This is a genomic window from Pseudomonas sp. W5-36 (assembly GCF_046540455.1).
In the GTDB taxonomy this organism is placed as follows: Bacteria; Pseudomonadota; Gammaproteobacteria; order Pseudomonadales; family Pseudomonadaceae; genus Aquipseudomonas; species Aquipseudomonas graminis_B.
In genome coordinates this window covers 167958-190262 of record NZ_JAXCIQ010000006.1, presented here as the reverse complement: position 1 = coordinate 190262, position 22305 = coordinate 167958, and the positions used below count along the sequence as shown (strand labels likewise).

At 60.8% G+C, this 22305-nt stretch carries 33 protein-coding genes; 14 read left to right on the top strand and 19 right to left on the bottom strand.

All coding sequences use genetic code 11. From position 1 onward, the window contains the following. Positions 1 to 64 precede the first annotated feature (64 nt). The 3 genes from SLW74_RS13475 to SLW74_RS13465 all read right to left on the bottom strand — a co-directional run bounded on the left by SLW74_RS13475 (position 65) and on the right by SLW74_RS13465 (position 1778). The gene (locus SLW74_RS13475; RefSeq protein ID WP_065991520.1) at positions 65 to 1024 is read right to left on the bottom strand and encodes a sugar ABC transporter substrate-binding protein; all 960 of its coding nucleotides are present in this window, start codon (positions 1022 to 1024) and stop codon (positions 65 to 67) included. A 234-nt stretch (positions 1025 to 1258) separates the two neighbouring features. Beyond that, positions 1259 to 1522: a DUF1652 domain-containing protein gene (locus SLW74_RS13470; RefSeq protein ID WP_369318096.1), complete on the bottom strand. Its 264-nt coding sequence runs from the start codon at positions 1520 to 1522 to the stop codon at positions 1259 to 1261. 19 nt (positions 1523 to 1541) lie between these two features. After that, positions 1542 to 1778 (bottom strand): hypothetical protein, encoded by a 237-nt coding sequence (locus tag SLW74_RS13465; protein WP_410929181.1) that lies wholly within the window; start codon positions 1776 to 1778, stop codon positions 1542 to 1544. A gap of 116 nt (positions 1779 to 1894) precedes the next feature. Here SLW74_RS13465 and SLW74_RS13460 point away from each other — a divergent pair, with 116 nt between their 5' ends. Further along, positions 1895 to 2566 carry a lipopolysaccharide kinase InaA family protein gene (locus SLW74_RS13460; RefSeq protein WP_192131273.1) on the top strand — a complete coding sequence of 224 codons (672 nt, stop codon included), beginning with the start codon at positions 1895 to 1897 and terminating at the stop codon, positions 2564 to 2566. Between the two features lie 66 nt (positions 2567 to 2632). Here the strand turns inward: SLW74_RS13460 and SLW74_RS13455 are convergent, their stop codons facing one another. Next, complete coding sequence (locus tag SLW74_RS13455) at positions 2633 to 5251, bottom strand: PAS domain-containing protein (protein WP_410929180.1); 2619 nt, start codon at positions 5249 to 5251, stop codon at positions 2633 to 2635. 137 nt (positions 5252 to 5388) lie between these two features. Further along, a complete protein-coding gene (locus tag SLW74_RS13450) occupies positions 5389 to 5613 on the bottom strand; it encodes a YgdI/YgdR family lipoprotein (RefSeq protein ID WP_037010898.1) in 225 nt (74 codons plus the stop codon). A 268-nt stretch (positions 5614 to 5881) separates the two neighbouring features. Between SLW74_RS13450 and SLW74_RS13445 the strand changes: the two genes are divergently transcribed. Both SLW74_RS13445 and SLW74_RS13440 read left to right on the top strand, forming a co-directional pair. Beyond that, positions 5882 to 6082, top strand: coding sequence for a DUF1654 domain-containing protein (locus tag SLW74_RS13445; RefSeq protein WP_065991514.1), 201 nt, complete (start codon positions 5882 to 5884; stop codon positions 6080 to 6082). Positions 6083 to 6126: 44 nt separating this feature from the next. Next, positions 6127 to 7203 carry an endonuclease/exonuclease/phosphatase family protein gene (locus SLW74_RS13440; RefSeq protein ID WP_410929179.1) on the top strand — a complete coding sequence of 359 codons (1077 nt, stop codon included), beginning with the start codon at positions 6127 to 6129 and terminating at the stop codon, positions 7201 to 7203. An 86-nt stretch (positions 7204 to 7289) separates the two neighbouring features. Here the strand turns inward: SLW74_RS13440 and SLW74_RS13435 are convergent, their stop codons facing one another. Then, positions 7290 to 7619, bottom strand: a complete 330-nt coding sequence (locus tag SLW74_RS13435) for a hypothetical protein (protein ID WP_065991512.1) — start codon at positions 7617 to 7619, stop codon at positions 7290 to 7292. A gap of 484 nt (positions 7620 to 8103) precedes the next feature. Here SLW74_RS13435 and SLW74_RS13430 point away from each other — a divergent pair, with 484 nt between their 5' ends. Together SLW74_RS13430 and SLW74_RS13425 are read left to right on the top strand one after the other, a co-directional pair. Further along, positions 8104 to 8328, top strand: coding sequence for a DUF6555 family protein (locus SLW74_RS13430; protein ID WP_065991511.1), 225 nt, complete (start codon positions 8104 to 8106; stop codon positions 8326 to 8328). An 83-nt stretch (positions 8329 to 8411) separates the two neighbouring features. After that, a complete protein-coding gene (locus SLW74_RS13425; protein WP_369318100.1) occupies positions 8412 to 8681 on the top strand; it encodes a hypothetical protein in 270 nt (89 codons plus the stop codon). A 228-nt stretch (positions 8682 to 8909) separates the two neighbouring features. Here SLW74_RS13425 and map read toward each other — a convergent pair whose 3' ends face one another. The 3 genes from map to SLW74_RS13410 all read right to left on the bottom strand — a co-directional run bounded on the left by map (position 8910) and on the right by SLW74_RS13410 (position 10398). Continuing rightward, the gene (gene map, locus SLW74_RS13420) at positions 8910 to 9695 is read right to left on the bottom strand and encodes a type I methionyl aminopeptidase (protein WP_296309340.1); all 786 of its coding nucleotides are present in this window, start codon (positions 9693 to 9695) and stop codon (positions 8910 to 8912) included. Further along, positions 9692 to 9946 carry a ParD-like family protein gene (locus SLW74_RS13415; RefSeq protein ID WP_065991509.1) on the bottom strand — a complete coding sequence of 85 codons (255 nt, stop codon included), beginning with the start codon at positions 9944 to 9946 and terminating at the stop codon, positions 9692 to 9694. The genes map and SLW74_RS13415 overlap by 4 nt, the downstream gene beginning before the upstream one ends. Positions 9947 to 10053: 107 nt before the next feature. Beyond that, positions 10054 to 10398, bottom strand: coding sequence for a helix-turn-helix domain-containing protein (locus SLW74_RS13410; protein WP_065991508.1), 345 nt, complete (start codon positions 10396 to 10398; stop codon positions 10054 to 10056). Between the two features lie 193 nt (positions 10399 to 10591). Between SLW74_RS13410 and SLW74_RS13405 the strand changes: the two genes are divergently transcribed. Continuing rightward, positions 10592 to 10747 carry a hypothetical protein gene (locus SLW74_RS13405; RefSeq protein WP_410929178.1) on the top strand — a complete coding sequence of 52 codons (156 nt, stop codon included), beginning with the start codon at positions 10592 to 10594 and terminating at the stop codon, positions 10745 to 10747. Between the two features lie 38 nt (positions 10748 to 10785). Here SLW74_RS13405 and SLW74_RS13400 read toward each other — a convergent pair whose 3' ends face one another. Beyond that, on the bottom strand, positions 10786 to 11034 hold the full coding sequence (locus SLW74_RS13400; protein ID WP_410929177.1) for a hypothetical protein: 249 nt from the start codon (positions 11032 to 11034) through the stop codon (positions 10786 to 10788). Between the two features lie 160 nt (positions 11035 to 11194). Further along, the gene (locus SLW74_RS13395; protein WP_410929176.1) at positions 11195 to 12226 is read right to left on the bottom strand and encodes an Ldh family oxidoreductase; all 1032 of its coding nucleotides are present in this window, start codon (positions 12224 to 12226) and stop codon (positions 11195 to 11197) included. Between the two features lie 190 nt (positions 12227 to 12416). On the opposite strand from SLW74_RS13395, the gene SLW74_RS13390 reads away from it, so the two are divergent. Continuing rightward, positions 12417 to 12803: an NAD(P)/FAD-dependent oxidoreductase gene (locus SLW74_RS13390; protein WP_410929175.1), complete on the top strand. Its 387-nt coding sequence runs from the start codon at positions 12417 to 12419 to the stop codon at positions 12801 to 12803. Between the two features lie 25 nt (positions 12804 to 12828). Here the strand turns inward: SLW74_RS13390 and SLW74_RS13385 are convergent, their stop codons facing one another. From SLW74_RS13385 to SLW74_RS13375, 3 genes are all read right to left on the bottom strand, one after another. Continuing rightward, entirely contained in the window at positions 12829 to 13260 is a 432-nt protein-coding gene (locus SLW74_RS13385) for a GNAT family N-acetyltransferase (RefSeq protein WP_410929174.1), read from the bottom strand. A 159-nt stretch (positions 13261 to 13419) separates the two neighbouring features. Beyond that, positions 13420 to 13686 carry a PepSY domain-containing protein gene (locus tag SLW74_RS13380; RefSeq protein ID WP_065991503.1) on the bottom strand — a complete coding sequence of 89 codons (267 nt, stop codon included), beginning with the start codon at positions 13684 to 13686 and terminating at the stop codon, positions 13420 to 13422. 154 nt (positions 13687 to 13840) lie between these two features. Continuing rightward, on the bottom strand, positions 13841 to 14029 hold the full coding sequence (locus tag SLW74_RS13375) for a hypothetical protein (protein ID WP_065991502.1): 189 nt from the start codon (positions 14027 to 14029) through the stop codon (positions 13841 to 13843). A 256-nt stretch (positions 14030 to 14285) separates the two neighbouring features. Here SLW74_RS13375 and SLW74_RS13370 point away from each other — a divergent pair, with 256 nt between their 5' ends. Then, positions 14286 to 16121 carry a monovalent cation:proton antiporter-2 (CPA2) family protein gene (locus tag SLW74_RS13370; RefSeq protein ID WP_410929173.1) on the top strand — a complete coding sequence of 612 codons (1836 nt, stop codon included), beginning with the start codon at positions 14286 to 14288 and terminating at the stop codon, positions 16119 to 16121. 36 nt (positions 16122 to 16157) lie between these two features. Here the strand turns inward: SLW74_RS13370 and glp are convergent, their stop codons facing one another. After that, complete coding sequence (glp, locus tag SLW74_RS13365) at positions 16158 to 17372, bottom strand: gephyrin-like molybdotransferase Glp (RefSeq protein WP_410929172.1); 1215 nt, start codon at positions 17370 to 17372, stop codon at positions 16158 to 16160. Positions 17373 to 17378: 6 nt separating this feature from the next. Next, complete coding sequence (moaB, locus tag SLW74_RS13360; protein ID WP_065991499.1) at positions 17379 to 17918, bottom strand: molybdenum cofactor biosynthesis protein B; 540 nt, start codon at positions 17916 to 17918, stop codon at positions 17379 to 17381. A 78-nt stretch (positions 17919 to 17996) separates the two neighbouring features. Here moaB and mobA point away from each other — a divergent pair, with 78 nt between their 5' ends. Together mobA and SLW74_RS13350 are read left to right on the top strand one after the other, a co-directional pair. After that, a complete protein-coding gene (gene mobA, locus SLW74_RS13355) occupies positions 17997 to 18590 on the top strand; it encodes a molybdenum cofactor guanylyltransferase MobA (protein WP_410929171.1) in 594 nt (197 codons plus the stop codon). A gap of 84 nt (positions 18591 to 18674) precedes the next feature. Then, the gene (locus SLW74_RS13350; protein ID WP_065991497.1) at positions 18675 to 18899 is read left to right on the top strand and encodes a YgdI/YgdR family lipoprotein; all 225 of its coding nucleotides are present in this window, start codon (positions 18675 to 18677) and stop codon (positions 18897 to 18899) included. 114 nt (positions 18900 to 19013) lie between these two features. Here SLW74_RS13350 and SLW74_RS13345 read toward each other — a convergent pair whose 3' ends face one another. Both SLW74_RS13345 and SLW74_RS13340 read right to left on the bottom strand, forming a co-directional pair. After that, complete coding sequence (locus SLW74_RS13345; protein ID WP_410929170.1) at positions 19014 to 19904, bottom strand: RluA family pseudouridine synthase; 891 nt, start codon at positions 19902 to 19904, stop codon at positions 19014 to 19016. Positions 19905 to 20107: 203 nt separating this feature from the next. Next, positions 20108 to 20326, bottom strand: coding sequence for a hypothetical protein (locus tag SLW74_RS13340; RefSeq protein ID WP_065991495.1), 219 nt, complete (start codon positions 20324 to 20326; stop codon positions 20108 to 20110). Here SLW74_RS13340 and SLW74_RS13335 point away from each other — a divergent pair. After that, positions 20325 to 20591 carry a hypothetical protein gene (locus SLW74_RS13335; protein WP_065991494.1) on the top strand — a complete coding sequence of 89 codons (267 nt, stop codon included), beginning with the start codon at positions 20325 to 20327 and terminating at the stop codon, positions 20589 to 20591. The genes SLW74_RS13340 and SLW74_RS13335 overlap by 2 nt on opposite strands. A gap of 59 nt (positions 20592 to 20650) precedes the next feature. Here the strand turns inward: SLW74_RS13335 and SLW74_RS13330 are convergent, their stop codons facing one another. Continuing rightward, positions 20651 to 20890, bottom strand: coding sequence for a glutaredoxin family protein (locus SLW74_RS13330; RefSeq protein ID WP_065991493.1), 240 nt, complete (start codon positions 20888 to 20890; stop codon positions 20651 to 20653). Between the two features lie 262 nt (positions 20891 to 21152). On the opposite strand from SLW74_RS13330, the gene SLW74_RS13325 reads away from it, so the two are divergent. Genes SLW74_RS13325 through SLW74_RS13315 form a run of 3 tightly spaced genes read left to right on the top strand, consistent with a single transcriptional unit; the run spans position 21153 to position 22197 of the window. Further along, entirely contained in the window at positions 21153 to 21467 is a 315-nt protein-coding gene (locus SLW74_RS13325) for a YqjD family protein (protein ID WP_065991492.1), read from the top strand. Positions 21468 to 21472: 5 nt separating this feature from the next. Beyond that, a complete protein-coding gene (locus SLW74_RS13320; protein WP_065991491.1) occupies positions 21473 to 21859 on the top strand; it encodes a phage holin family protein in 387 nt (128 codons plus the stop codon). Next, a complete protein-coding gene (locus SLW74_RS13315; RefSeq protein WP_410929169.1) occupies positions 21856 to 22197 on the top strand; it encodes a hypothetical protein in 342 nt (113 codons plus the stop codon). Before SLW74_RS13320 ends, SLW74_RS13315 begins: the two co-directional genes overlap by 4 nt. Positions 22198 to 22305 lie beyond the last annotated feature (108 nt).

Genomic DNA, 22305 nt, shown 5'->3' with positions numbered 1-22305 from the left:
GGGCAGGCGGTACATATTTGGAAAACTGCTGAGGTGAACAGTGCCGGGTGAAAACCAGAGCGGCTTATTGCGGCTTGGTGACCAGCTCGACTGGGGTTTCGATCACACCGTTGGTGATCTCGAGCTTCTCGCCCTTGACCATCTTCAGGGCGGTATCGATACCGAACACGGCCTGACGCGCAGCGAACTGGTCAGCGGTGGCCAGAATGCGGCCGTCCTTCAGCATCGGCTTGATGGCGTTGATGTTGTCGTAGCCGACGACTTGAACCTTGCCCGCCTTGCCTGCCGCACGAACGGCGGAGACAGCGCCCAGCGCCATGCTGTCGTTACCGGCCAGCAGCGCTTTCAGATTCGGGTATTCGTTGAGCATGGCGGACGCGACGGCGTTGCCCTTGTCGATTTCCCAGTTACCGGACTGCGTGGAGACGATCTTCATCTGCGCAGCGTCCATCGCGTCCTTGAAGCCCGCGGTGCGTTGCTGCGCATTGGTGGTGGTCGGCACGCCTTCGATGATGCCGACTTCATCACCCGCTGCCAGCTGCTTGGCCAGGTAGTCACCCACCAGCTTGGCGCCCTTGCGGTTGTTCGGGCCTACGAAAGGCACTTCCATGCCCTTGCTTTTCAGCACATCAGCGTCGAGCTGGTTGTCGATGTTGACGACTTTGATGCCCGCATCCATGGCCTTTTTCAGGACCGACGCCAAAGCCTTGGAATCGGCCGGGGCGATGACCAGCGCGTCGACTTTCTTGACGATCATCTGGTTGACGATGTCGATCTGCGCCGCCGTGTCGGACTCGTTCTTGATCCCGTTGGAAATCAGGTCGAAGTCAGCGGAATGCTCTTTCTGATAGACCTTGGCGCCGTCTTCCATGGTCAGGAAGAATTCGTTGGCGAGGGATTTCATCACCAGCGCGACGGTGGGCTTTTTCGCGTCGTCGGCAAAGGCGGAAGAGAGAGGCAGGGTTGCAGCGCAAGCAGTAAGCATGGCAACAGCAAGAAGGCGTGCAGCGAATGGCAGCTTCATGGAATCACTCCGACATTATGATTGTTGTTATCGGCAGCGTTTACGCGTCATGGGAAGGATCGACGGAATCGCAAACGTTTGCGTGAGCGAAACTATGGGAATCGTTTAGGATTTTGTCAACTCTGCAAAGCAAGGGAATCTAGGGATGGGCCGGTATGGCCCGGCTCCTCCGATCACCGTTGCAGTGCTGATGGCCTGCACCCCGAATCGGAGGATAGAAAGGAAATTGAATAGTTACGCGCGTTCCTGATAGGCGGTTGCGCGGCGGCCGGCCGAATGCAGTTTCAAGTCATCCTTCAACCTGGCTATCAGGTTGGCAATGGCACGGCTGGAGTTGAGCGAACTGACCGGGATACCCGCCGCGAGCAAATCTGCGTGGCCCCTTTCCCGATCAAAGATTTGCACCATTATTTGATCCTGGGCATCGATGGTGCATTTACATTTTGCAGGCAGAAAGCCTGATTCGACGATATGGCAGAGTTCAAGTGTGGACATCATGGCAAATTTCCTTATTTGGTTATGCACGGTGGATATCGCACAGGGGCAGCAATTCCAAGAGTTTCTCAAGAATGGGACGAACGGGCATGACCCAGATCAAAAGGTCTTCTTCCATGGAGGGTTCGACGAGGTTGACGCTGTGACCCCAATCAGACCGGCGCCGCACATACGGCCTGCTGGATGGCGTAAATGGCGCGGGTTTGAGGAGGTGATCGATGCGACAAGCCAGTAAGCTGGGCGCCTCTAAAATGGCCATTCGCCAATCTCCTTCAGCGGCAGTGAACTAATCACGCCCGCGGCGGCCAGAGGGGCTCGCGCTGCAACATGGCAGTCGCTGCACAAGAAAGATTTCTACCGTATTTGGAGCACATGATGGGTCGGGCAAACAACGAGTTTGAGTTCTGGTGGGGCACTTCGGGGCCTTGGGTCGAGCCGCCGAATGTGCGCCGCAACGGCACCAGCGGTGTGCAGCGCGTGGTGCACGATGGCAAGACGCTTTACGTCAAACGCCAGACCGGCCACCTGTTTCGCAGCCTGCGCTACCCCACCGGCCGCCCCACTGCACTGCGTGAAGGCATCGCGCTGACCAAGCTCGAGGAACTGGGCGTTAACGCGCCCCGACCTGTGTTCTACGGCGCACGCAAAGTTGCCGGTGTATGGCAGGGCGTCCTGGTGACCAAGGACCTGGGCGGCTTCATCGACCTCGACACCTGGTATGCCCAGGGCGGCGCGAGCACCTTGAGCGTCGAGCAACATCAGCGCCTCTTCAAGCGTCTCGCTGAAACGCTGGCGAAGATGCACCTGGGCAAATGGCAGCACGGCTGCATGCGCTCCAAACACATCTTCATCAAGGCGACCGTCACCGACACGCGCTTTGACTTCGAGCTGGCGCTGCTGGATCTGGAAAAATCCCACGGCCGGATCACTGCCCTGGGCGCCGCGCGTCACGACATCCCCCAGCTCAGAAGGCATTCGTTCTGGGACGAGTCCCAGTGGCAGTACTTCCTGTCGTGCTACGAGCAAGCCATCGGCCGAGCCATTTAAGCGCGGCAGCAAAGGCAGGCAGGCCCCCTCACGCGCAGCAGCACCCGGCGTGAGGAGCCTGGCCCGTCAAGGGACGTAACCCGCCTGCTCGCTGATCCATGCCGGGGCTGCGCGCTCGTTGATCACCTGCGCCACTTTCGACGCGATGTCAGCGCGGGTGAACGGCTTGGCCAGCACGTCGAAACCGGCAATCTGCGTTGCCGATTCGCGGGTGTAACCCGTGACCACGAGCACCGGCAGCGCAGGCAAGACCTCGCGCAGGCTCACGGCGAGCTGTGTGCCGCTTTTTTCGGCCATCAGCTGATCAGTGATGAGAACGTCCGGCCGCAAGCCGGCGCTGACCATGTGCTCGGCGGCGGACGGCGACGCCGCTTCGGTCACCTGATAGCCCAGGTCACGCAGTTGCAGCGCAACGGTGTAGCGGACCAGTTCCTCATCGTCCACCACCAGCACGTGAAAAGGGTGGTCCGCGCCAGGCGCTGAGTCGCCCTCGCCTTCTGCCGGTGTCAGCACCTGCGCACTGGAAACCGGCAGCCAGATGTCAACCCGCGTGCCGAGACCCGGCGCGGACTGAACATCAAAACCACCGCCGGATTGCAGGGCCAGCCCCTGCACCATCGACAACCCGAGTCCGGTGCCCTTGCCGACGCCCTTGGTTGAGTAGAAAGGCTCAACGCAGCGTTGCAGGACTTCCTCGCTCATGCCGCTGCCGTTATCCGAGACCGTCAGCCTGACGTAGCAACCCTGTGCGGGCGCCGGACCCAGCCCCGGACTGTCGGCCACCACTTCAGGTCGCGCACTGATTTTCAGGTAGCCGCGTTCGGCAATCGCGTCACGGGCGTTGACCGCGAGGTTGAGCACCCCCAGTTCAAGCTGATGGGGGTCAATGAGAATGTTGGGCAGATCTGCAGGAATCTCGACAATCACTTCGATGGTCGGGCCGAGCGAGCGCTGGATAAGGTCACGCATGTCGTTGACCAGACTGTCCAGGGCCACGACTTGGGGTTTGAGCGTCTGCCGGCGGGCAAAGGTCAGCAGACGGCCCACCAGAATCCGCGCGCGATCCGCCGCCTGCAGCGCCGCGTCGATCAGCCGATGGGAGCGATCATTGCTGACCGGCTGGCGCCTCAGCAACTCCAGCGACGTCATGATAGGCGTCAGCAGGTTATTGAAGTCGTGGGCGATGCCGCCGCCCAACTGGCCGACCATCTCGATCTTGCGCGACTCGTGCAGCAGCGCAATGGCCGCTTCGCGCTCGGACACCATGGTAGCGACGCGCTGTTCAAGGCTTTCGTTGAGTTCGATCAGTTGATGTTCCGCGCCGACCCGCGCCGAGATGTCCACGCACACGAACAGCAGCCCGCTGACCTGCTGCTGGGCATCGAGCAGCGGCGTGACGTGGGTCTGCACCCAGACCACAGAGCCGTTCGCCCGCACATGGTGCTGGGTCAGTTCGAAGGGCGCTTCGGCGGTCATAAAGTTCTCGTAGAACATCGGCTGCGCGCCGGCTGCCAGATCCTTCTGCAATTCAAGGATCGAACGGCCGGCGATCGCCCGGCGCTGCAGACCCATGATGTCGCAGTAGCGATCATTGACCTGCTGAAACACGCCTCGGTGATCACACAAGGCAATGCCGGCACCCGCCTGCTCGAACATCCCGGCCAGTTGCGCGGAACTGGCGTGCAGCGCCGCTTCAGCCCGCGTGTGGTTGATCCACTGCCAGCCCAGCTTGGCTGTTTCCTCGATGAGGTGGATGTCGTGGGGACTACAGACCCGCTGCCCTTCGAACTCAACGGTAAACACGCCGGCCAATGTGTCATGGCGCATCAACGGGACGTGCACGGCCAGACTCGTTGTGACGGTCGATTGAGAGGCAGGGGCGTCAGGGTTGGCGCGAACGGCGTCGCCCTTCACCAGCGCTTGCACGGTAATGCCTTGGTGCAACGCAGAACAGGTGTCATGACTCACGGAGATCAGCCCTGATCGGGCCGCCACCTCACCCTCACGGTATTCACGGAGAATGACGAAATCGCCCCTCTCCTCGTCCGTTTCCGCAATATGGACGCGGGCGGCGCCCAGCTCTTGTCCGATACGCCGGATCACGTCTGCCTTGATCTGCTCGGGGTCGCGAATGGAGGGCAGCGCCTGGCCCAGTTCAAGCAGCAGCGCCTGACGACGCTCGAAATGCACACGCTCGGTGGTTTCGGTGACAACGCAGAGTACACCGCCGACGGATCCGTCGTTCTGGTGCACTGCAGAGTAGGAGACGTCGAAGTAGACGGTCTCGCCGTAGCCATGCCGTTCGATGTAGAACGCACGGTCCTTGGCAGCAAACGTTTGCCCGGTTTCCCGCACACCGCGCAACAGTGGCTCAAGGTCGTCCCACAGTTCGCGCCAGTTCTCGATCGCAGGCCGACCAAGGGCGCGGGGGTGCTTCGAACCGATGCTCGGTGCATAGGCATCGTTGTAGAGCGCGACAAATTCGGGCCCCCAGAAAAGCACGATCTGCGCCTGCACGGGAAGGATCGTGCCCATCAGGGTTTTTAGACCGTCGGGCCAGTCGGCGGGCACGCCAAGGGGCGAGCCATTCATCAAGGGGGACTGAAGCAGATCACCGACCGCACCGCCGTTGGCTAGAAAGCGCAGGGGGGCTGCGCTGAACCCGGTGTTGGGTGGGCTATCCATAATTAGGGCCTGACAGGAAATATCGTGAGCAGATTGCATCGCTTAGAGCGACGGCGATGCAATGGCGTTCCATTCAGATCGGGATGAGTTTGCACACACATGGCCCGGTAGCCGTAACAGCCGGGCCCTGACGCGACTCAATCCTCTTCTTTGACGGTAGCCACCTCGTCAGCGCGCACGCGGATGGTTTTACCGGAGATGTCTTCGAACTCATAAAAACCGTCTTTGCTCTTGGTTTTCGGCGCGTCCTTGGTCACGTACTGGGTGCCGTTCTGCAGGGTAACGACAGTCGATGTGGAGCAGCCGGCCAACGCTGCACAGCAGGCGAACGCGACGGGCATCAGCAATGATTGGATTTTCATAAAGTCTCCTGAGGGGTGTGGCTCGGGCGTGGTGCGCGCAAGCGATCAATCGTCATCTAGCAGATCAGATCAGCGTGATCGAGTTTGGTTCGCCATCTGCACAATCAGCCGAAAAATCAGCAACTTGGGTGAAAGCAGGTTTTTGTCCGATCCGCTGTTGCGAAACGTCTGACACTCAAATACTGTATGCGCATACAGCAAACAGGAGGGTCACTTCGTGTCTGACACCGACGTATCAACGGCAGCATCGCCAGGGCACTACGAGCGCATGGCCGTGCGGGTCCAGAAGATCATCAACTCGCAGAGTGCGCAGAAAGCCCGCGCGGCGCTGATTTTCAGGCTCCCGGACGAACTCGAAGACGACTGGAAACAGTTGCTGGAAGAGATCGACGAGAACGACAACGTGACCCTGGCCTGGCGGGACGACGGCGGCGTGCAGATTTTCTGGACGGTGCCCAAGGAAGATTGACCTGCAACCCGAACCCACCTCGATGAACGACCCAGTTGGATAACATGCTCAGATTTTGTGCTGCTCTGCTTTTGGCTTTTACCTTCCTGCAAACCGCTTACGCTGACGTCAACATTGGCACCTGGAACCTGGAGCACTTGAGCGTGCGCCCGAACAAGGACTTCGAGGGCATCGCCAAGGTCGCCCGGAAGGTCGACTTTCTCGCCGTTCAGGAATTGATGAGTGAAGACGCGCTGGACGCGCTGGCCAAGGAGCTGACCCGGCAGACCGGCAAGCACTGGAGTTCGATGGCCTCCCATGCCGTGGGCCGCTCGTCCTACAAGGAAATGTACGGATTCGTGTGGCGGGACGATGCCGTCGCGTACGAAGACGGTGCCGTAAGCTACCTGGACCGCAGCGATACCTTCGAGCGCGAGCCCTACTCCGCACAATTCCGCTCGCTCAAGGACGGCAAGACCTTTGTCGTGGCCACCGTGCACATCCTCTACGGCAAGAACCAGGCGGACCGCGCTTCGGAAATCGTCGCGCTGTCCAACTACTGGACCTGGTTGCAGGAAACCTACCCCGGCAACAACCAGATCATGCTGATGGGCGACTTCAACACCCCGCCCAACTCGCCGGCGTGGGACAAACTCGATACCAGCGCCAGGCCGCTGGTACTGGAAGGCGCCAGCACGCTGTCGACCAAGGATGGCAAATTCGCCAACCTCTACGACAACATCTTCATCAGCAAGCAGTCGGCGATCCGGGTGAACAAGGTCGAAGTGTTCGATTACCCGAAATTCCTCGGCCTGACCCACGCCAAGGGCCGTGACAGCGTCTCCGACCACGCGCCGATTTTCCTCAGCGCCAACCTGAGCGGCGGCAACGGCGCAGCCAGCGCGTCTGCCGTCACCGCGCAAGCCCGACCCTCTGCGGGCAATCCGATGAAACCCGCTGCGAGTGCCGGTGGCAGCCCGGCCAACCTGACGCTGGCGATTCGCGGCAACAGGAAGACCATGGTTTACCACCGCCCGGACTGCCCTTCGTACAACGCGATCGCCGAGAAGAACCGGGTGGAGTTCAACAGCCCGGCGGCGGCAGAAGCGCAGCATTATCACTTGGCAGGCAATTGCCATTGATCCACAACGGCGCACGCTGATCCCCACTCAACTCGCCTGCCACACAGTGGCAGGCGAGACTGCCCAGAACGGGCTGACTTCCCGACTCATTTACGCGCCAGATCGTGCTGAATGCAGCCCTCGTAGTAGGTCTGCTTCACAGCGGCGGGCTTCAGCTTCGAGGGGCTTTTGTAAGTCTGCTCCGTGATGCCCAACGCCATCTTGCTCATCCACGGTTTGGCGAACTTGCGGCTCTGCAGCTTTTTGCGCGCGCTGTAGAGGGTTGTCCCAGAGAGTTTGGACTGCTGCGCCGCCCCCGCGACCCCCGCTCCCCATTTGCAGACCTGCAGGTCGTTCTTGCTGAGGTCCTTGGCGTGCGCGGTGACGGACACCGCTGCCAGAAAAGCCGCCACCACGGCCAAGCCCACACTGCGCATACACATTTCATCCCGGAATTAATTGATAAAAAAGGATTTTTCCAGAAATGGCAGCCGGCGCGGGCCATCAATATGCCTCTTTCGCACAAAACATTTCCGGCGCTGCCAGCGGTCACTGTATCGGGCTGATCCGATCCCCGGCAGCCCCCTCGAAAACGCCCTATTCATCCGTTCAATTCGTCTGGATATAGGGGCAATATCCATATCGATATGGCACATGGCCGCCCATCGGCGAGGGATTTTAAACGCTCAGGGAGGTGTGCAATTCTGCGTCGGCTGGTCGCCTCGCAACCCGATTGCGGACGGCCCGTCTCGGGTGGAGATGCATTACGGCCCGAGGCCCATTGAGAGTTGATCAGCCTGTATCGATCTCGAAATGAAAAGACAGCAATGCCGATGCAGTCGACGCGCAAGCTGTCCGGTACATCAAGGAAGCCCTTATTCACCCGGCGTCACTGCACGCCCCCCCCTACAGGCCAGGACAATGAATGACTACAAGGATTTTGTAATTCATTACCGCTTTCAAGGTGAGCCGCGGCACTTCAATCATCACGGCAACCCTCTCTGCGAAAGTGAGGCGCTGCATTTTGCGACCTTGCACGCCGGGGTGGGCGCAGTCGAGGGCCACATTTGCGCAGGCCCGGTGAAACTGGCGCTGCTTTGCGCGGAAGGCCTGGGCGTCACGCAGGTGCGATGGAAACGCACCTGATCGAGGAAAACTGCAAACAAACCCTGATTCACGCGGTCGGAATTTACAAGCAGCGCTCATCACACCAGCAAAGCGAGGTAAACATGACCATCGACAACGCATTGAAACAGGAAGTCCTGACCCGATTGCTGCACGCCCACCCGGCAGGCCTGGGCAAAGAAGTACTGGACAACTACAGGGGGGAGAACGCAGTCGCAGACACTCTGGAGCATTTGCAGACGGCGGGCTTGATCCACGACGGCTGCGTCCATCGCGTCAGTGAGGGGGATCGGTCTCTGAAGTACCCCATCAAACTCAGTTCTTCGGGTGTCGAGGCGGCCAAGCAACTGGAGGTGGAGCAGTCCCGGCACTAAGCGCGTGCGCGTGCAATAAAAAAACCGGCCAAGGCCGGTTTTTTCAGGTAATCGATAAAGTGGTGTTCTCCCCTGGTGCTGCCTGCACTGGACATCGTAAGCCTGTCAGGACGCAGCACCACAGGGGAACGAGAAGGAGCCTACAAGCTGAGTCTCGTTTTCGTCACGCCCCGTATTGTGACTTCATGCGTCCAGCCCTCTCCCCAGCCTCTGGCTTAACGCCTGCGCTCAGACCGCCGGGTAGTCACCGGTGCCATCTGGCCAAGGGGTCAGCAGCTCGAACCCCGTCTCGGTCACCGCCACCATGTGTTCCCACTGCGCCGACAACGACTGGTCGCGGGTGAGCACGGTCCAGCCATCCTCCAGCACGTAGGTGCCCGGCTTGCCGGCATTGATCATGGGCTCAATGGTGAAGACCATGCCGGTCTTGAGTTTCAGCCCCTTGCCCGCCGCGCCGTAGTGCAACACTTGAGGTTCTTCGTGGTACTTGCGACCGATGCCATGTCCGCAGTATTCGCGCACCACGCTGAAGCCTTCACGGTAGGCCACAGTCTGGATGGCGTTGCCAATGTCGCCCAATGTCGCGCCGGGCTTCACCGCGTTTATCCCCGCCAGCGTGGCTTCGTAGGTGGTTTCGACCAGACGGCGGGCGAGCGGGCTGACCTCGCCGACGTAGTACATACGGCTGGTATCGCCGTGCCAGCCATCTTTGATGACGGCGACGTCGATGTTGACGATGTCGCCGTCTTTGAGCACATCTTCCGCCGAAGGAATACCGTGGCAGACGACCGTGTTGGGCGAGATGCAGGTGGTTTTGGTGAACCCGTGATAGCCGACGTTGGCGGGGATCACTTTCAGCTCGTTGACGATGTACGCGTTACAGATGTCATCCAGCGCTTCAGTGCTGATGCCCGGCTTGACGTGCTCTGCGATCATCGCCAGTACGTCTGCCGCCAGACGCCCCGCCACACGTAGCCCGACCAGGTCGGCTTCGGTCTTGATGCTGATGCTCACTGGGACACCGCCCTGGCCGGTGCCAGATCCGGTACAAGGTCGCTGGCCTGAAGGCTCAACACGGCGCCGCCGGACGTTTCAGCGCGAATCAGCAACTGGCAGATCTCGCTGTAATTCAGACCGGGGTGCAGCTCGGCGAGCATGCCCACCCGCATCCAGTGCTCGGCCTGAGCATTGATCGAGCGACTCAAGGCCGCGCTGGCGCAACGAATGTTGGCGTGCATCTGTTCGGAAATTTTGACCAGTCCCATAGCGACCTCTCGAAGAATATACGGAGCATATACGTTCCATATATTTGATCGCAACCGGCCTTGGTCATCTGCTACGCAGAACGCGACCCTATGCAGAGCACGACCTTTTACGCAGAGCCGGAAAACTCAGTCGCGCACTCGGAGAGCGACGTGGCCAGCTGCGAAATCGCCTCGCGGTCGTCTTCGCTGAGCGCCCGGTAATGAGTAATGACCGCCCGCTCCGCTTCGTTCAGTGTGTCGGTGGCAATGGGGGTACGCTCGCCCGACAGCACGTACATGACGTCGATGCCTTTTTTGCCCAGGGCCGCGAGGTAATCCGAGCGTGGGATGCGTTCACCGCTCTCGTATTTACCTTGTGCGTTGGCTTCTACGCCTCCGATGGAGCCGAAGTCCTGTTGCGACAGCCCGAGCCGTTTGCGTTCTTCTTTCAGACGTGAGCCGAGATCTTTCATAAACGAGGGTCCTGAAGTTGACTATGTTCAAAGAGCAAGACCCCATTGGTCCGAGGGAGTTGCGCCCTTGGGCTCATTTGGTCAATCTTCCGAATTGACGGCTCAAGGAATCCCCTTCGTGGCCGATAGGTTCTGATGTACCGCTATTCTTTTCGAATGGCCGCCCGATTTCTGTAGTTCGGAGAACCAGACAATGATTTCTTTCTTACTGGGTTGGTTGGCGCTGTCCGCCGTAGGCACATTGATTGCCCTGGCGGTGATTCGCACCGGTAAAATGCGCCAGCCTGACGCAGATGAAACGGTGTCCGGTCAAATACCCGTCCCGGTCCTGGTGCGATTCAAACCCTGAATCAGCCCCTGTCGTCTTGCCGGGAGCAACCCCTTACATCACTCCCCTGCGAGCTGAGCCTGTTCGGCCGCGTAGCCGCTGGCGTTGCCCGTGGCATATCCCGATGCGAAGCCACTGCTGGCTGGCACAAACGCAAGGTTGGCCTGATTGGCGCTGAACTGGCGAAGTCCGGATGCCAGGGCTAGAAAATCCTCACGCTGCATCTCGTTGCCCCATACGCTGCTGAACGACGATTCGTTTTTCTGGGCGGTGAAGTCCTGACGGGTATTGGCTTGATTGATTTGCATGGCTGCTCTCTTCTTCTCGATACTGTTTAAACATACAGTATTTTCAACGCCCCTCGAACGCAAGTCCTGTCGCGACGAATGGTCACTCGGATAACCCCGGGCAGTGTGGACGTCCGAGCGACTTGCCACCCTCTCAGGCACTGGATCCGTAACCATGCGCTTAAACCCGGGCGAGCGCTTCCAGCCGATCAAGATCTTCTGCGGGCAACACAATCCCGTCTTTCAACGAACGCTCCCGCTGGCGATAACGGCGATCACCCGGCATCCGCTGCTGGCCAACGCCGTGCATCTGCCTGACCAGCTCTTCGCTGCGCTCGGCAAATGCCTGACCGCCGCCCTTGTCCGGATCGATAACGATGATCACCTGACCGGTCCAGGGGGTTTGCGCCCCGGGAGACTTCGACATATCAAACTCGAAGGAGAAATGGCCGCCGGTGAGCGCGGCGGACAACAGCTCCACCATCATCGACAGCGCCGATCCCTTGTAACCGCCGAAGGGAAGCAAGGCGCCGCCGTCGAGAATAGCTTTCGGGTCTTCGGTCGGCTGGCCATTGCGATCGACGCCCATCCCGGGCGGGAGCATGCGTCCCTCTCTGGCGGCAATCTGCACGTCACCATGGGCGATGGCACTGGTCGCCATATCAAAAACGATGGGCTGACCGTCGGCGCGGGGCGCGGCGAAGGCAATAGGATTGGTGCCAAACAAAGGCTTTTGTCCATCGTGGGGCACGACACAGGTCATGCTGTTGACCACGCTCAACGCCACCAGCCCCTCCTGGGCGAACGGCTCGACGTCCGGCCACAGCGCGGCAAAGTGATGAGAGTTACGAATGGCCAGAATGGCAATCCCTGCGCTTCGCGCCTTGTCCATGACCAAAGCCTTGGCCGCCTGCATCGCCGGCTGGGCAAAGCCGCCCATGGCATCGACGCGCACAAACGCTGCGCCGACGTCCTCGACCTTCGGCTCCGCCCGGCCGTCGACCCAACCCGCTGCCAGCGACGACAGATATCCCTTGATGCGGAAGACGCCATGGCTGTGGGAGCCATCGCGCTCGGCGGCCGCGCAGTTGGCGGCCAGCACGTGCGCCACCTCGGGCGAGGTGCCATGGCGCACGAAGATCTGCCGCAGCAGCTCGGTCAGATCGGCAAAGGAAATCGTCCGGGTGGTCTGGCTGTCGTGGGTTGAAGGCATCTGAAGCTCCGTTGTGATTATTGGACGTGGAAGCGAAACAGAGAAGGCAGGCGCCTGGAGACGCTCGTTCTGCAGAGTACTGCGCGGCCACAAGCGGGTAAACTGCGTGCCTCGCGCAATGGCCGCCCTGACCTCAACCGAACGAGGACCGCTCGATGGATTCGCTGACCGCTGATAGCCAGATCGTGAATTGCCACACCGTCGTCCTCGGCGCCGGCATTGTGTGCTGACGCCCATGGCGCGCGGGATTCGCCTCACCACCGGCGTCGAGTTCGCCGCACCAGACGCGCCCATCAACGAGATCCAGCTGCGCCGCTGCGAAGCCATCGCCCCAAGGCTCTATCCGTTAGGCGAGCGGCTGGACGATGAACCCAGGCTGGGTCGCCGGCCGTGTTTGCCGGACATGCGCCCGGTCATCGGGCCGGCGGCTTCCCACAAAGGGCTGTGGTTCAACTTCGGGCACGCCCACCATGGTCTGACCCTCGGCCCGGTCACAGGCCGACTGCTGGCGGAAATGATGACCGGCGCCACGCCGTTTACCGATCCGGCGCCTTACAGCCCCAAGCGGTTCGCGTAAACCGCCGCGCGCTGCACAGCGCTGATTACTCCGACTGCAAGCGCTTCTGGAAGAACAGCCGCTGGTGCCCGGGCGGATAATCATCCAGCTGGCCAAACTGCTCATAGCCGTGCTTGCGATAGAACTCGGGTGCCTGGAAATCGAAGGTGTCGAGCCACACGCCGACGCAGCCCCGTTCGCGGGCGAGGTCCTCGGCCATCGCCATCAACTGGCTGCCCATGCGCTGGCCCCTCGCCTGTTCAGGCACCACGAGCAGTTCAATGAACAGCCAGCTGTAGAGGATTCGGCCATGCAGACCACCGAGCACGGCATCGGTCTGTTCGTCGCGGACAAACAGGGCAAATTTCTCGGATTTGCCGTCGCCCGCCATGGCAGCGTTATAGGTCCTCAGTGGCTCGAGGATCTGCAGGCGTTCTTCTTCGGAGGGGTTGGACTTGAATTCGATCCGGACACTCATGCATCGCTTCCTGCTGACGTAAAGGGGGAAGTGCAAGGTTGTCGGATATGCGAGGGGGAGTAAAGCTACGAGGGGTTAAAGCGAAGAAGTGGCAACAGATTCAGTGAGGATGGATGTGGAAGCCCGGGGGCTCCCACACGCGCTCAGGCGCAGAGTCGATCAGTCTTTCTGATCGCGCAGGACATTACCGGAGGTGCCGTCGATGCGGAATTCGTACGTCAGGCTGTCCGCTTTGCGGCCTTCGCCTTCCCAGTAGCCTTTGTCGTCGGCTTCGATGCTGTAGATCTCTGTGTAGCCTGCCGACTTGGCTTTTTCGATCGCTTTTTCGATGGTGATCCAGCCAGCGCCCGGCTTGTCCGCCAGAGCGAACTGTGCAGTGGTCAGGGCAGCGGTGGCGAGAACGGCAGCGGTAAGTTTCTTGATCATGATTGAACTCCATTTCCCTTTGCGGGCTTTTTGAATGCGATTTTTTGGAGTTCCTGACCCGAAAAATAGTTCATCCGGGGTTTTGTAACCGCTTGATGCTGCCGGATAAATGCCGCCATGAAGGCCGCGTGAGCGAGGCACCGATCAGATCCGATCAGCGCTTGACCTTGCGCCGCAGCACGCCGTTGAGCACCACCACGACGACGGCGACAAAGATCGCGATGTATTGAAAGGTCTTTTCGCTGAGCACGCCGGTGTTCTGCAGATGGGAAAGGCCAAGCATGATGGCCAGAACGCTGAGGGCGATGATGATTGAGTAAATCAGACGCTGTTTGTTGGTCATTGCGGGATTCCTAAAACCGGTCGAGATGTGGGGCGCAGTACACATGTGCGGACATGGTACCTGCTCGCATCGATGCTGACACGCCCGCATCAGGACCGCGTCGAGGCTGCGACGAAGCGTCTCGGCCGCTGATGCCCGTCACTTTCACGTGGTTTAATGCGCGCACTTTCAGTCGCTTAAGCGTTTAAGGGCGGTAGGACGGGTCTGCCAACGACGCAGAGTTCTCCCTCCGCACTCATTCAACAAGGAGTTCCCAATGCCCCATGAAGGCAGCCTGTTGCAGGCCGCAGTCGTGTTCCTGCTCGCCGCCGTTCTCACGGTTCCTCTGGCCAAACGCCTGCAACTGGGCGCCGTGATTGGCTACCTGATCGCGGGTGTGATCATCGGCCCGTCTTGCCTCGGCCTGATCGGCGATCCGCAAAGCGTCGCCCACATCTCCGAGCTTGGCGTGGTGCTGCTGTTGTTCATCATCGGCCTGGAGCTGTCGCCGCGACGCCTGTGGACCATGCGCAAATCGGTATTCGGTGTCGGCATGGCACAGGTGCTGCTCACGGGGGTGGTCATTGGCGCGGTCGCCTTGCTGGGCTTCAATCAGCCGCTCAACAGCGCCGTGGTGCTCGGCCTGGGGCTGGCGCTGTCGTCGACCGCCTTTGGCTTGCAGAGCCTGGCCGAACGCAAGGAGCTCAATGCGCCCCACGGTCGCCTGGCCTTCGCCATTCTGCTGTTCCAGGACATCGCGGCCATTCCATTGATCGCGCTGGTGCCGATGCTGGCAGGCGGTTCACACGATGCCGGTTCCGGCGATTCCCTGCGTCACGGCCTGCAAGTGCTCGGCGGTATCGCCATTGTCGTGGTCGGCGGTCGTTACCTGTTGCGTCCGGTGTTCCGCATCGTCGCCAAAACCAAACTGCAGGAAGTCTCCACCGCGACCGCATTGCTGGTGGTGATCGGCACGGCGTGGCTGATGGATCTGGTGGGCGTGTCCATGGCGCTGGGGGCATTTCTTGCTGGCCTGCTGCTGGCTGATTCCGAATACCGCCATGAGCTGGAAGCGCAGATCGAGCCGTTCAAGGGTCTGTTGCTGGGACTGTTCTTCATCAGCGTCGGCATGGGCGCCAACATCGGCCTGCTGATCAATTCGCCGTTCACCGTGCTGGGCCTGACGCTGCTGCTGATCGGCCTGAAATTGCCGCTGCTGTTTTTCGTCGGTCGTCTGGCGGGCGGCCTGGGCAAGCAAAGCGCGCTGCGCCTCGGGCTGGTCCTGGCCGCGGGCGGTGAGTTCGCTTTCGTGGTGTTCAAGATCGGCCGCGATCAGGGCCTGTTCGATGCCGCGCTGTACGACACCCTGGTGCTGACGATCACCCTGTCGATGGCGCTGACGCCGCTGTTGCTGCTGGTCATGTCGCGCTGGCTGAAACCCAAGCCGGTGGTCAAAGAAGTACCGCCCGAGTACAAGGAAATCGAATCCGACAACCCGCGTGTGGTCATCGCCGGCATGGGCCGGATGGGGCAGATCGTTGCGCGTATCCTGCGCGCCCAGAACATTCCGTTCATCGCGCTGGACACGTCGGTGGAAACCATCGAGTTCACCCGCAGTTTCGGTAATGTACCGGTGTTCTACGGCGACCCCCTGCGCCCGGAAATCCTCCGCGCCGCGAAGGTGGATCAGGCCGAGTACTTCGTCATCGCCACCGACGACCCGGACACCAACATCAAGACCGCCGAGCTGGTGCGCAGGCTGTACCCGCACATGAAGATCATTGCCCGGGCCCGTAACCGTCAGCACGTTCACCGCCTGCTGGATCTGGACGCCGAGGCGGTGCGGGAGACGTTCTATTCAAGCCTGGAGATGACCCGCCGCACCCTGATCGGGCTGGGCCTGAGTGAAGCCCAGGCGGCGGCGCGGATTGATCGATTCAAGCGTCACGACGAACAAGTGCTGAATCGCCAGCACCTGATCTACGACGATGCCGCGAAGGTCATGCAAAGCGCGCTTGAGGCGCGGACCGAGTTGTCCGAGCTGTTCGAATCCGACCGGATGGACGAGGAAGCGAGTGACGCGCAGCCTGCGTTGAAGGCTAAAAAACAGTAGCTCCACGGGTGAGCCTTCTGAAGAAGGCTCACCTCTTCAGCCCATGACTTCGCTCAGCGGAATGAAGTTGAGCAAGTCACCCTCCGCCACCGTTGTGCCTTCCACAATCTCGATCAGCCCGTCGGCCCAGGCGGCGCTGCGCAGCACACCCGAACTCTGATTGCGGTAGGCAACCAGCCGGCCCTGTTCGAGGCGTCCGCGCAGGTACTCGCGCCGATTGCCCGGTTTGGTCCAGGTGAATGCAGCCGGCACCTGAAACTGCAGCGGCTTGACGGCCTGCACGCCCAAGCGTCTGAGCAGGTAAGGACGGGCAAGCAGCGCGAAAGTCACCAGCGTCGAGGCGGGATTGCCCGGAAGGCCGATCACCGGCACCCCACGGAAGTGGCCGAAGGTCAGCGGCTTGCCGGGTTTTATGGCCAGTTTCCACAGGGCGATCTCGCCTTCTTCACGCAGCGCGTGGCCAAGGAAATCGGCTTCGCCGACGGACACGCCGCCCGTGGAGAGGATCAGGTCGACGTTGTTCAGGCTGCCCAGCGCCGCGCGGGTTTTCTCGAGGTTATCGGGAAGGATGCCCGCGTCGACCACCTCGCAGCCCAGCCGAGTCAGCCAGCTGCACAGCAGCACGCGATTGCTGTTGTAGATCTGCCCTGGTCCCAAAGGCTGCCCCGGCTCGATCAACTCATCGCCCGTGGACAGCACAGCGACCCGAGCGCGCCGTGTGACCTGCACGTGGCCGAAACCCATGCTCGCGGCCAGGCCCAGTTCAATCGGGTTCATGACGGTGCCGGCATCCAGCACCATGTCGCCGACCGTGGTCTCCTGCCCTTTGGGGCGAATGTTCTGACCGGCGCTCAAGGGTTCGAGAAAGCGCACCGCCTCATCCGCCTGGACTTCGGCGTTCTCCTGCATCTCGACGCAATCAGCCCCTTCAGGGACCGGAGCGCCGGTGAAGATCCGCGCACAGGTCCCGGGTTGCAGTGGCTCGGGCGCGTGCCCGGCGAAGATCCGCTGGCTCACCGGCAACGGCTCGCCGGTCCAGTCCGCGACGCGCATGGCGTAACCGTCCATGGCGCTGTTGGGCCAGGGCGGCAAATCCAGCGTCGAGACCAGATCCTCGGCCAGCACGCGTCCCAAGGCATCGGCCAGCGCCACGCTTTCACGCTCGGTGATCGGCGCGGCGGCGGCGAGGTCCATCAATCGCTGCATGGCCTCTTCGACCGGCATCAGGCGACTCTTTTCAGGTGCGCTCATAAAGGCTCACCCGCGGGTCGCGCAGGGTTCGGCCTTTTTCAGGTGCGGCACGAAATTGCACGGACGGAAGCTGTTGTTCAACTGGTCGGCGAGGATGCCGTCCCAGCCCGTGCGCACAGCATTAGTCGAGCCCGGCAGGCAGCAGACCAGCGTGCCGTTGGCCAGCCCGGCAAGGGCGCGGGACTGGATGGTCGAAGTGCCGATGTCGGGCAGGGAAATCTGGCGGAACAGCTCGCCAAAACCGTCCACTTGCTTGTCCAGCAGGCAAGCCACGGCTTCCGGGGTGCTGTCGCGGCCGGTGAACCCGGTGCCGCCGGTGATCAGCACGACTTGCACTTCATCATCGGCGATCCAGGTCGCCACCTGGGCGCGGATCTTGTACAGGTCATCCTTGAGCAGCACGCGCTCGATCAGGCCGTGACCGGCGGTGGTCAGGCGATCGACGAACATCTGGCCGGAGGTATCGGTTTCAAAAGTACGGGTGTCACTGACCGTCAGAACAGCAATGTTCAGGGGTACGAAAGGCGAGTCTGCCTTGGCTTTCATGGCGAGGTCCGGTTGTAGAGGAAACAGGGCGGTGTTATATCACAGCACCTGTTTTTTTCCGCGCCGACCGAGCTGAACATGCCCCCTTCCGACGCCCTCCCGCCCTGCTCTATCCTGCTGCTCGCCGGCGGCCAGGGTCGCCGTATGGGCGGACGAGACAAAGGCCTGATCGCCTGGCGCGACAAGCCTTTTATCGAACATTTGCACGATCTGGTGCGCCCCCTCACGGACGATGTGATCGTATCGTGCAACCGCAACCGCGAGCACTACGCGCGCTACGCCGACCAACTGGTGGAGGACGAGCAACAGGACTTTCCCGGCCCTTATGCGGGCATTCGCGGCGGCCTTGCCGTGGCAAAACATGACTACCTGTTGGTCATCCCCTGTGACATGCCGCTGCTGGATCGCGCGCTTCTCGAGGGCCTGCGCCAGACCGCAGCCGATAACCCCGGCGTGCCGGTGATGGTCCGCCAGGGCGAGCAGTGGGAGCCGCTGTTATGCTGCATCCCCTGCCAACACGCGAACGTGTTCGAGCAGCATTGGCGACAGGGCCAGCGCAGCCCACGCCGGACCCTGGCAGAATTGCACGCCGTCGCCTTGCAGTGCGAAGCCGACGACCCGCGTCTGGCCAACCTCAACACGCCGGATCTATTGACCGAGATCACGCACTGAGCGCAGCGGGCAGGTTTCATGGAACTTTGCCGTTACACTCTGCGTCAGACACATCACTAAACAAAATACCCCGGAGACACAGCAATGAAACAACGGACTCTTCCTGCCGCCTTCCTGCTTGCACTGAGCCTCGCCTCCCTGGCCGGTTGCTCTTCGCCAACCGTGATCACGCTGAACGACGGCCGTGAAATCCAGGCAACCGACGAGCCCAAGTACGACGAAGATTCGGGCTTCTATGAGTTCAAGCAGCTGGACGGTAAAGAAACCCGCATCAACAAAGATCAGGTTCGTACCGTTAAAGAACTGTGATCCCGGCTTGATCGCGAGGGGTTGATAGCCCGTCGCTGAATGCAAAAGACCCGCCAATCGAGCGGGTCTTTTTTTGTCTGGCGTATAGCGGTGGGACGGCGAAAAATCCGTGCCTCACCAGTCCAGGGTGATCCGGCTTTCGAACACCCGCTCCTGCCCGGTCACCGGGTCAACAAAGCGCAAGCCCTGGGCGAGCAGCTTCAGCGGGTGGGCGTAGTCGTCCACGGCATCCTTGAGCACGTCGGGATAGAACGGGTCGTTGCAGATGCCGGCACCCAGGGCCGCCATGTGCACGCGCAGTTGATGTTTTTTGCCGGTCACCGGATACAGCGCGTAGCGCCAGAGCCCGCCATTTTTCTCGCTGACTTCCACGCGCGTCTCGGTGTTGCTCGGCCCGTCGCCCTCTTGCATGCGAAAGAACGGTTCGCCATCGACCAGACGGCTTTTGTGCACGCGAGGAAATGCCATGTCCGGGAGCGCAGGGGCAATCGCTTCGTAGCGCTTTTCAATCTGCCGGGTAGGAAACAGCGCCTGATACGCCGAGCGCGTCTGCTTGCTGGCCGAGAACAGCACCAACCCCGCCGTGTGCCGGTCAATGCGATGCAAAGGCACCAGATCAGGATTGTCGAGGGTACGGATCAGTCGCCGCAGCAGGGTCTGCTCGACGTACTCGCCGGCGGGGGTGACGGGCAGGAAATGTGGCTTGTCGGCGACCACCAGATGCTCGTCGGCGTACAGGATCGACTCGTGCACCGGGATCGGCGTCTCGTTGGGCACCTCGCGAAAGTAATGGATGCGCAGGCCTTCGCGGTACGCAAGGTCCACGGCGATCGGCCGGCCGTCAGCGTCCAGCACCTTGCCCCGCGCGATCCGGTCGAGCCACTGCTCGCGGCTGATGGCACTGAAGCGCTCGCACAGGCAGTCGAGCACCGTCAACCAGGGTCCGGGCGGCAGATACAACGTGCTGGCTTGACGGTGGGCGGCGGTGAACACAGGTGCGGACATAAATGACTCAGGCTGAAATAACGAAGGCGACAGGGTCGGCATTATCAATGCCGGCGACGCTTTACGCGACAGGGCAAATGACGGTTTCGCGGGAGGGCTCTATTCCGAGCCCCACAGCGGCGCGCGACGTTATGTCGCACGGAAAACCGGCGCCAGTTGTCTGACAACCACAGTGCGGTGCTGGATGCGCAAATTGATTTGTCCTAAAATGTTTCGAAATCGGCACGCAGGCGCGAATCCGAGCGGACACGAACACCCACGTGACTGAAATCGAAAACGCCTGCCAGACCTGAACCCATAAAAAGAAAGCCCGTCATCGACGGGCTTTTTTCGTTTTCAGCGTTTGTATCGCGCGTCGGGCGCCACTGCACGACGTGCTGCCACCACAGATTTCTTTTCGCAACTTTTGAGGTTACGCCCATGCTGGTTCAATTCTTCCAATGGATCAAACGTCTCTCCACCGGTACGTCATCGCAGAACGATGACAACTACTCCCAGTCCTTTTCCAACGAAGACCACGACGTGGGTCGCTGGACGTTCATGTCGGTGTTCATCGTGCTCACCCTGAGCCTGTACATCGTCGCCGGCCTTGGCTACTACGCCAAAGTCCACGTCTGGGACGGCATGACCGACGAGCAGAAAGCCGCTGTCGCTCAAGCCATGGTGGTCGACACGCAATACCTCTGATACGCGACATTTCTGAAGCCAGCGATAACGCGCAGTCCTGTGCCCTGATCGCGTGGGCGTCAGTCGCTCAGAAACAGCACGACCTGATCGGTGTCGAACGGCCAGTCCAGTTCGGCACCGGTGTCCGCCCGCCTCAGCACGGGAATTCGCAGGCTGTAGGTTTCGTGGTCCGCCTCGCTGTCGGCAATGTCGACCAGCTCCACCATCAAGCCGTGCTCAACCAGCGGCATCAGTTCCGCTTCGGCCACCTCGCACAGATGACACCCCAACGTTCCAAATAGCTGACATTCCGATGGCATGGCTCGGCCCCTCTGTGGCTGCGATTGCAAGGGTTTGGATGAGTCAGTCTAGAACTCCCCGGAAACACCGTCGAGCCTGCCCATGCGCCCAGACCTCCCTCCACGCGCCTGCCCACACTGGCGCGCAACCCTCGGCGGGCGCACCGGAACGGCGCAGAAAACGCCATGGCCGAAACGGCAGTGCTGTTCACGCGATTGGAATGAACCTTCAGGAATGCGCCATACTCGAAACCCCATATCGTCATCCCCTAAGGAGAAAACCATGGCTCGACCTACAGCAGAAAAAGCCCAGGACATATTGATGTCTGACTTCCAGACGCTGGTTGCCGATACGGAAAAACTGCTGGCGCACACGGCCTCCCTGGCCGGTGAACAGGCTGACGAACTGCGTGAGCAGATTCGCGAAAGCCTGCTCCGTGCACGCGAAACCCTCAAGCTGACCGAAGAAACCCTGCGCGCACGCGGCAAGGAAGCGGTCATCGTCACTGAGGACTATGTTCAGAACAATCCATGGCAATCGGTAGGCATCGCAGCTGGCGTCGGCTTTCTGCTGGGCCTGCTGGCCACCCGGCGCTAACGGCCATGACGCAGCCGACAGGTCCAACCGGGACCGATCAATCCTCTTCGCCACGACGGCTGGGTGCGGCCTTTCTAGGGCTGCTGCACACCCATGTCGAGCTCTTCGGCATTGAGCTTCAGGAACAGAAAGCCCGTACGGTCAGGCTGTTGCTGTTCGCAGGCCTGGCGCTGGTTTTCGCGTTGCTGCTGCTCATCGGCCTGTCCGCGCTGTTGCTGGTTCTCGTCTGGGACAGCTATCGCCTTTACGGGATCGTCGGCCTGTGCGGGCTATACACCCTGGCGGCATTGTTCTGCGCCATGCGGCTTAAGGCGGCTGTGTTCGATGAGTCTTCACCCTTCCATTCGACCCTGGAAGAACTGGCCAACGACCGCGAGCGACTGATGCCATGAGTGCACCTCAATTGCCCCAGACCCATAACCGTCGCGAGCTGCGCAAGGCGCTGATCCGCCTGCGCATGGAAATGCACCGTCAGGAGATCCGTCAGGAATCCTCGCGATTGATGCACCCTTTGCAACGCATGCGCGGCATGGCCTCCGACCTCCCCGGCTCCCTCGGCATTAAGCATGGGCCGCTGTGGGGCGTCGGTGCCGTCACCCTGCTCGGGTTCCTCACCGGCAAGGGCACGCGCAGCAAAAAGACCGGCAGTGTCACCCGCCTGATCAAGTTCAGCGCAACCGTGTTGCCATTGATCAAGATGGCACTGCAGAACTCGTCCCACCGTCGCTAAAAGCCTTCTGGCTGCATTCTTGCTAAGCAACCCCGCCTTGCCCGATACGCGTATCGGGTGAGGTGACGGTGCTTGTCAGACGAGAACACTCAGCCAATCCGTCGCCAA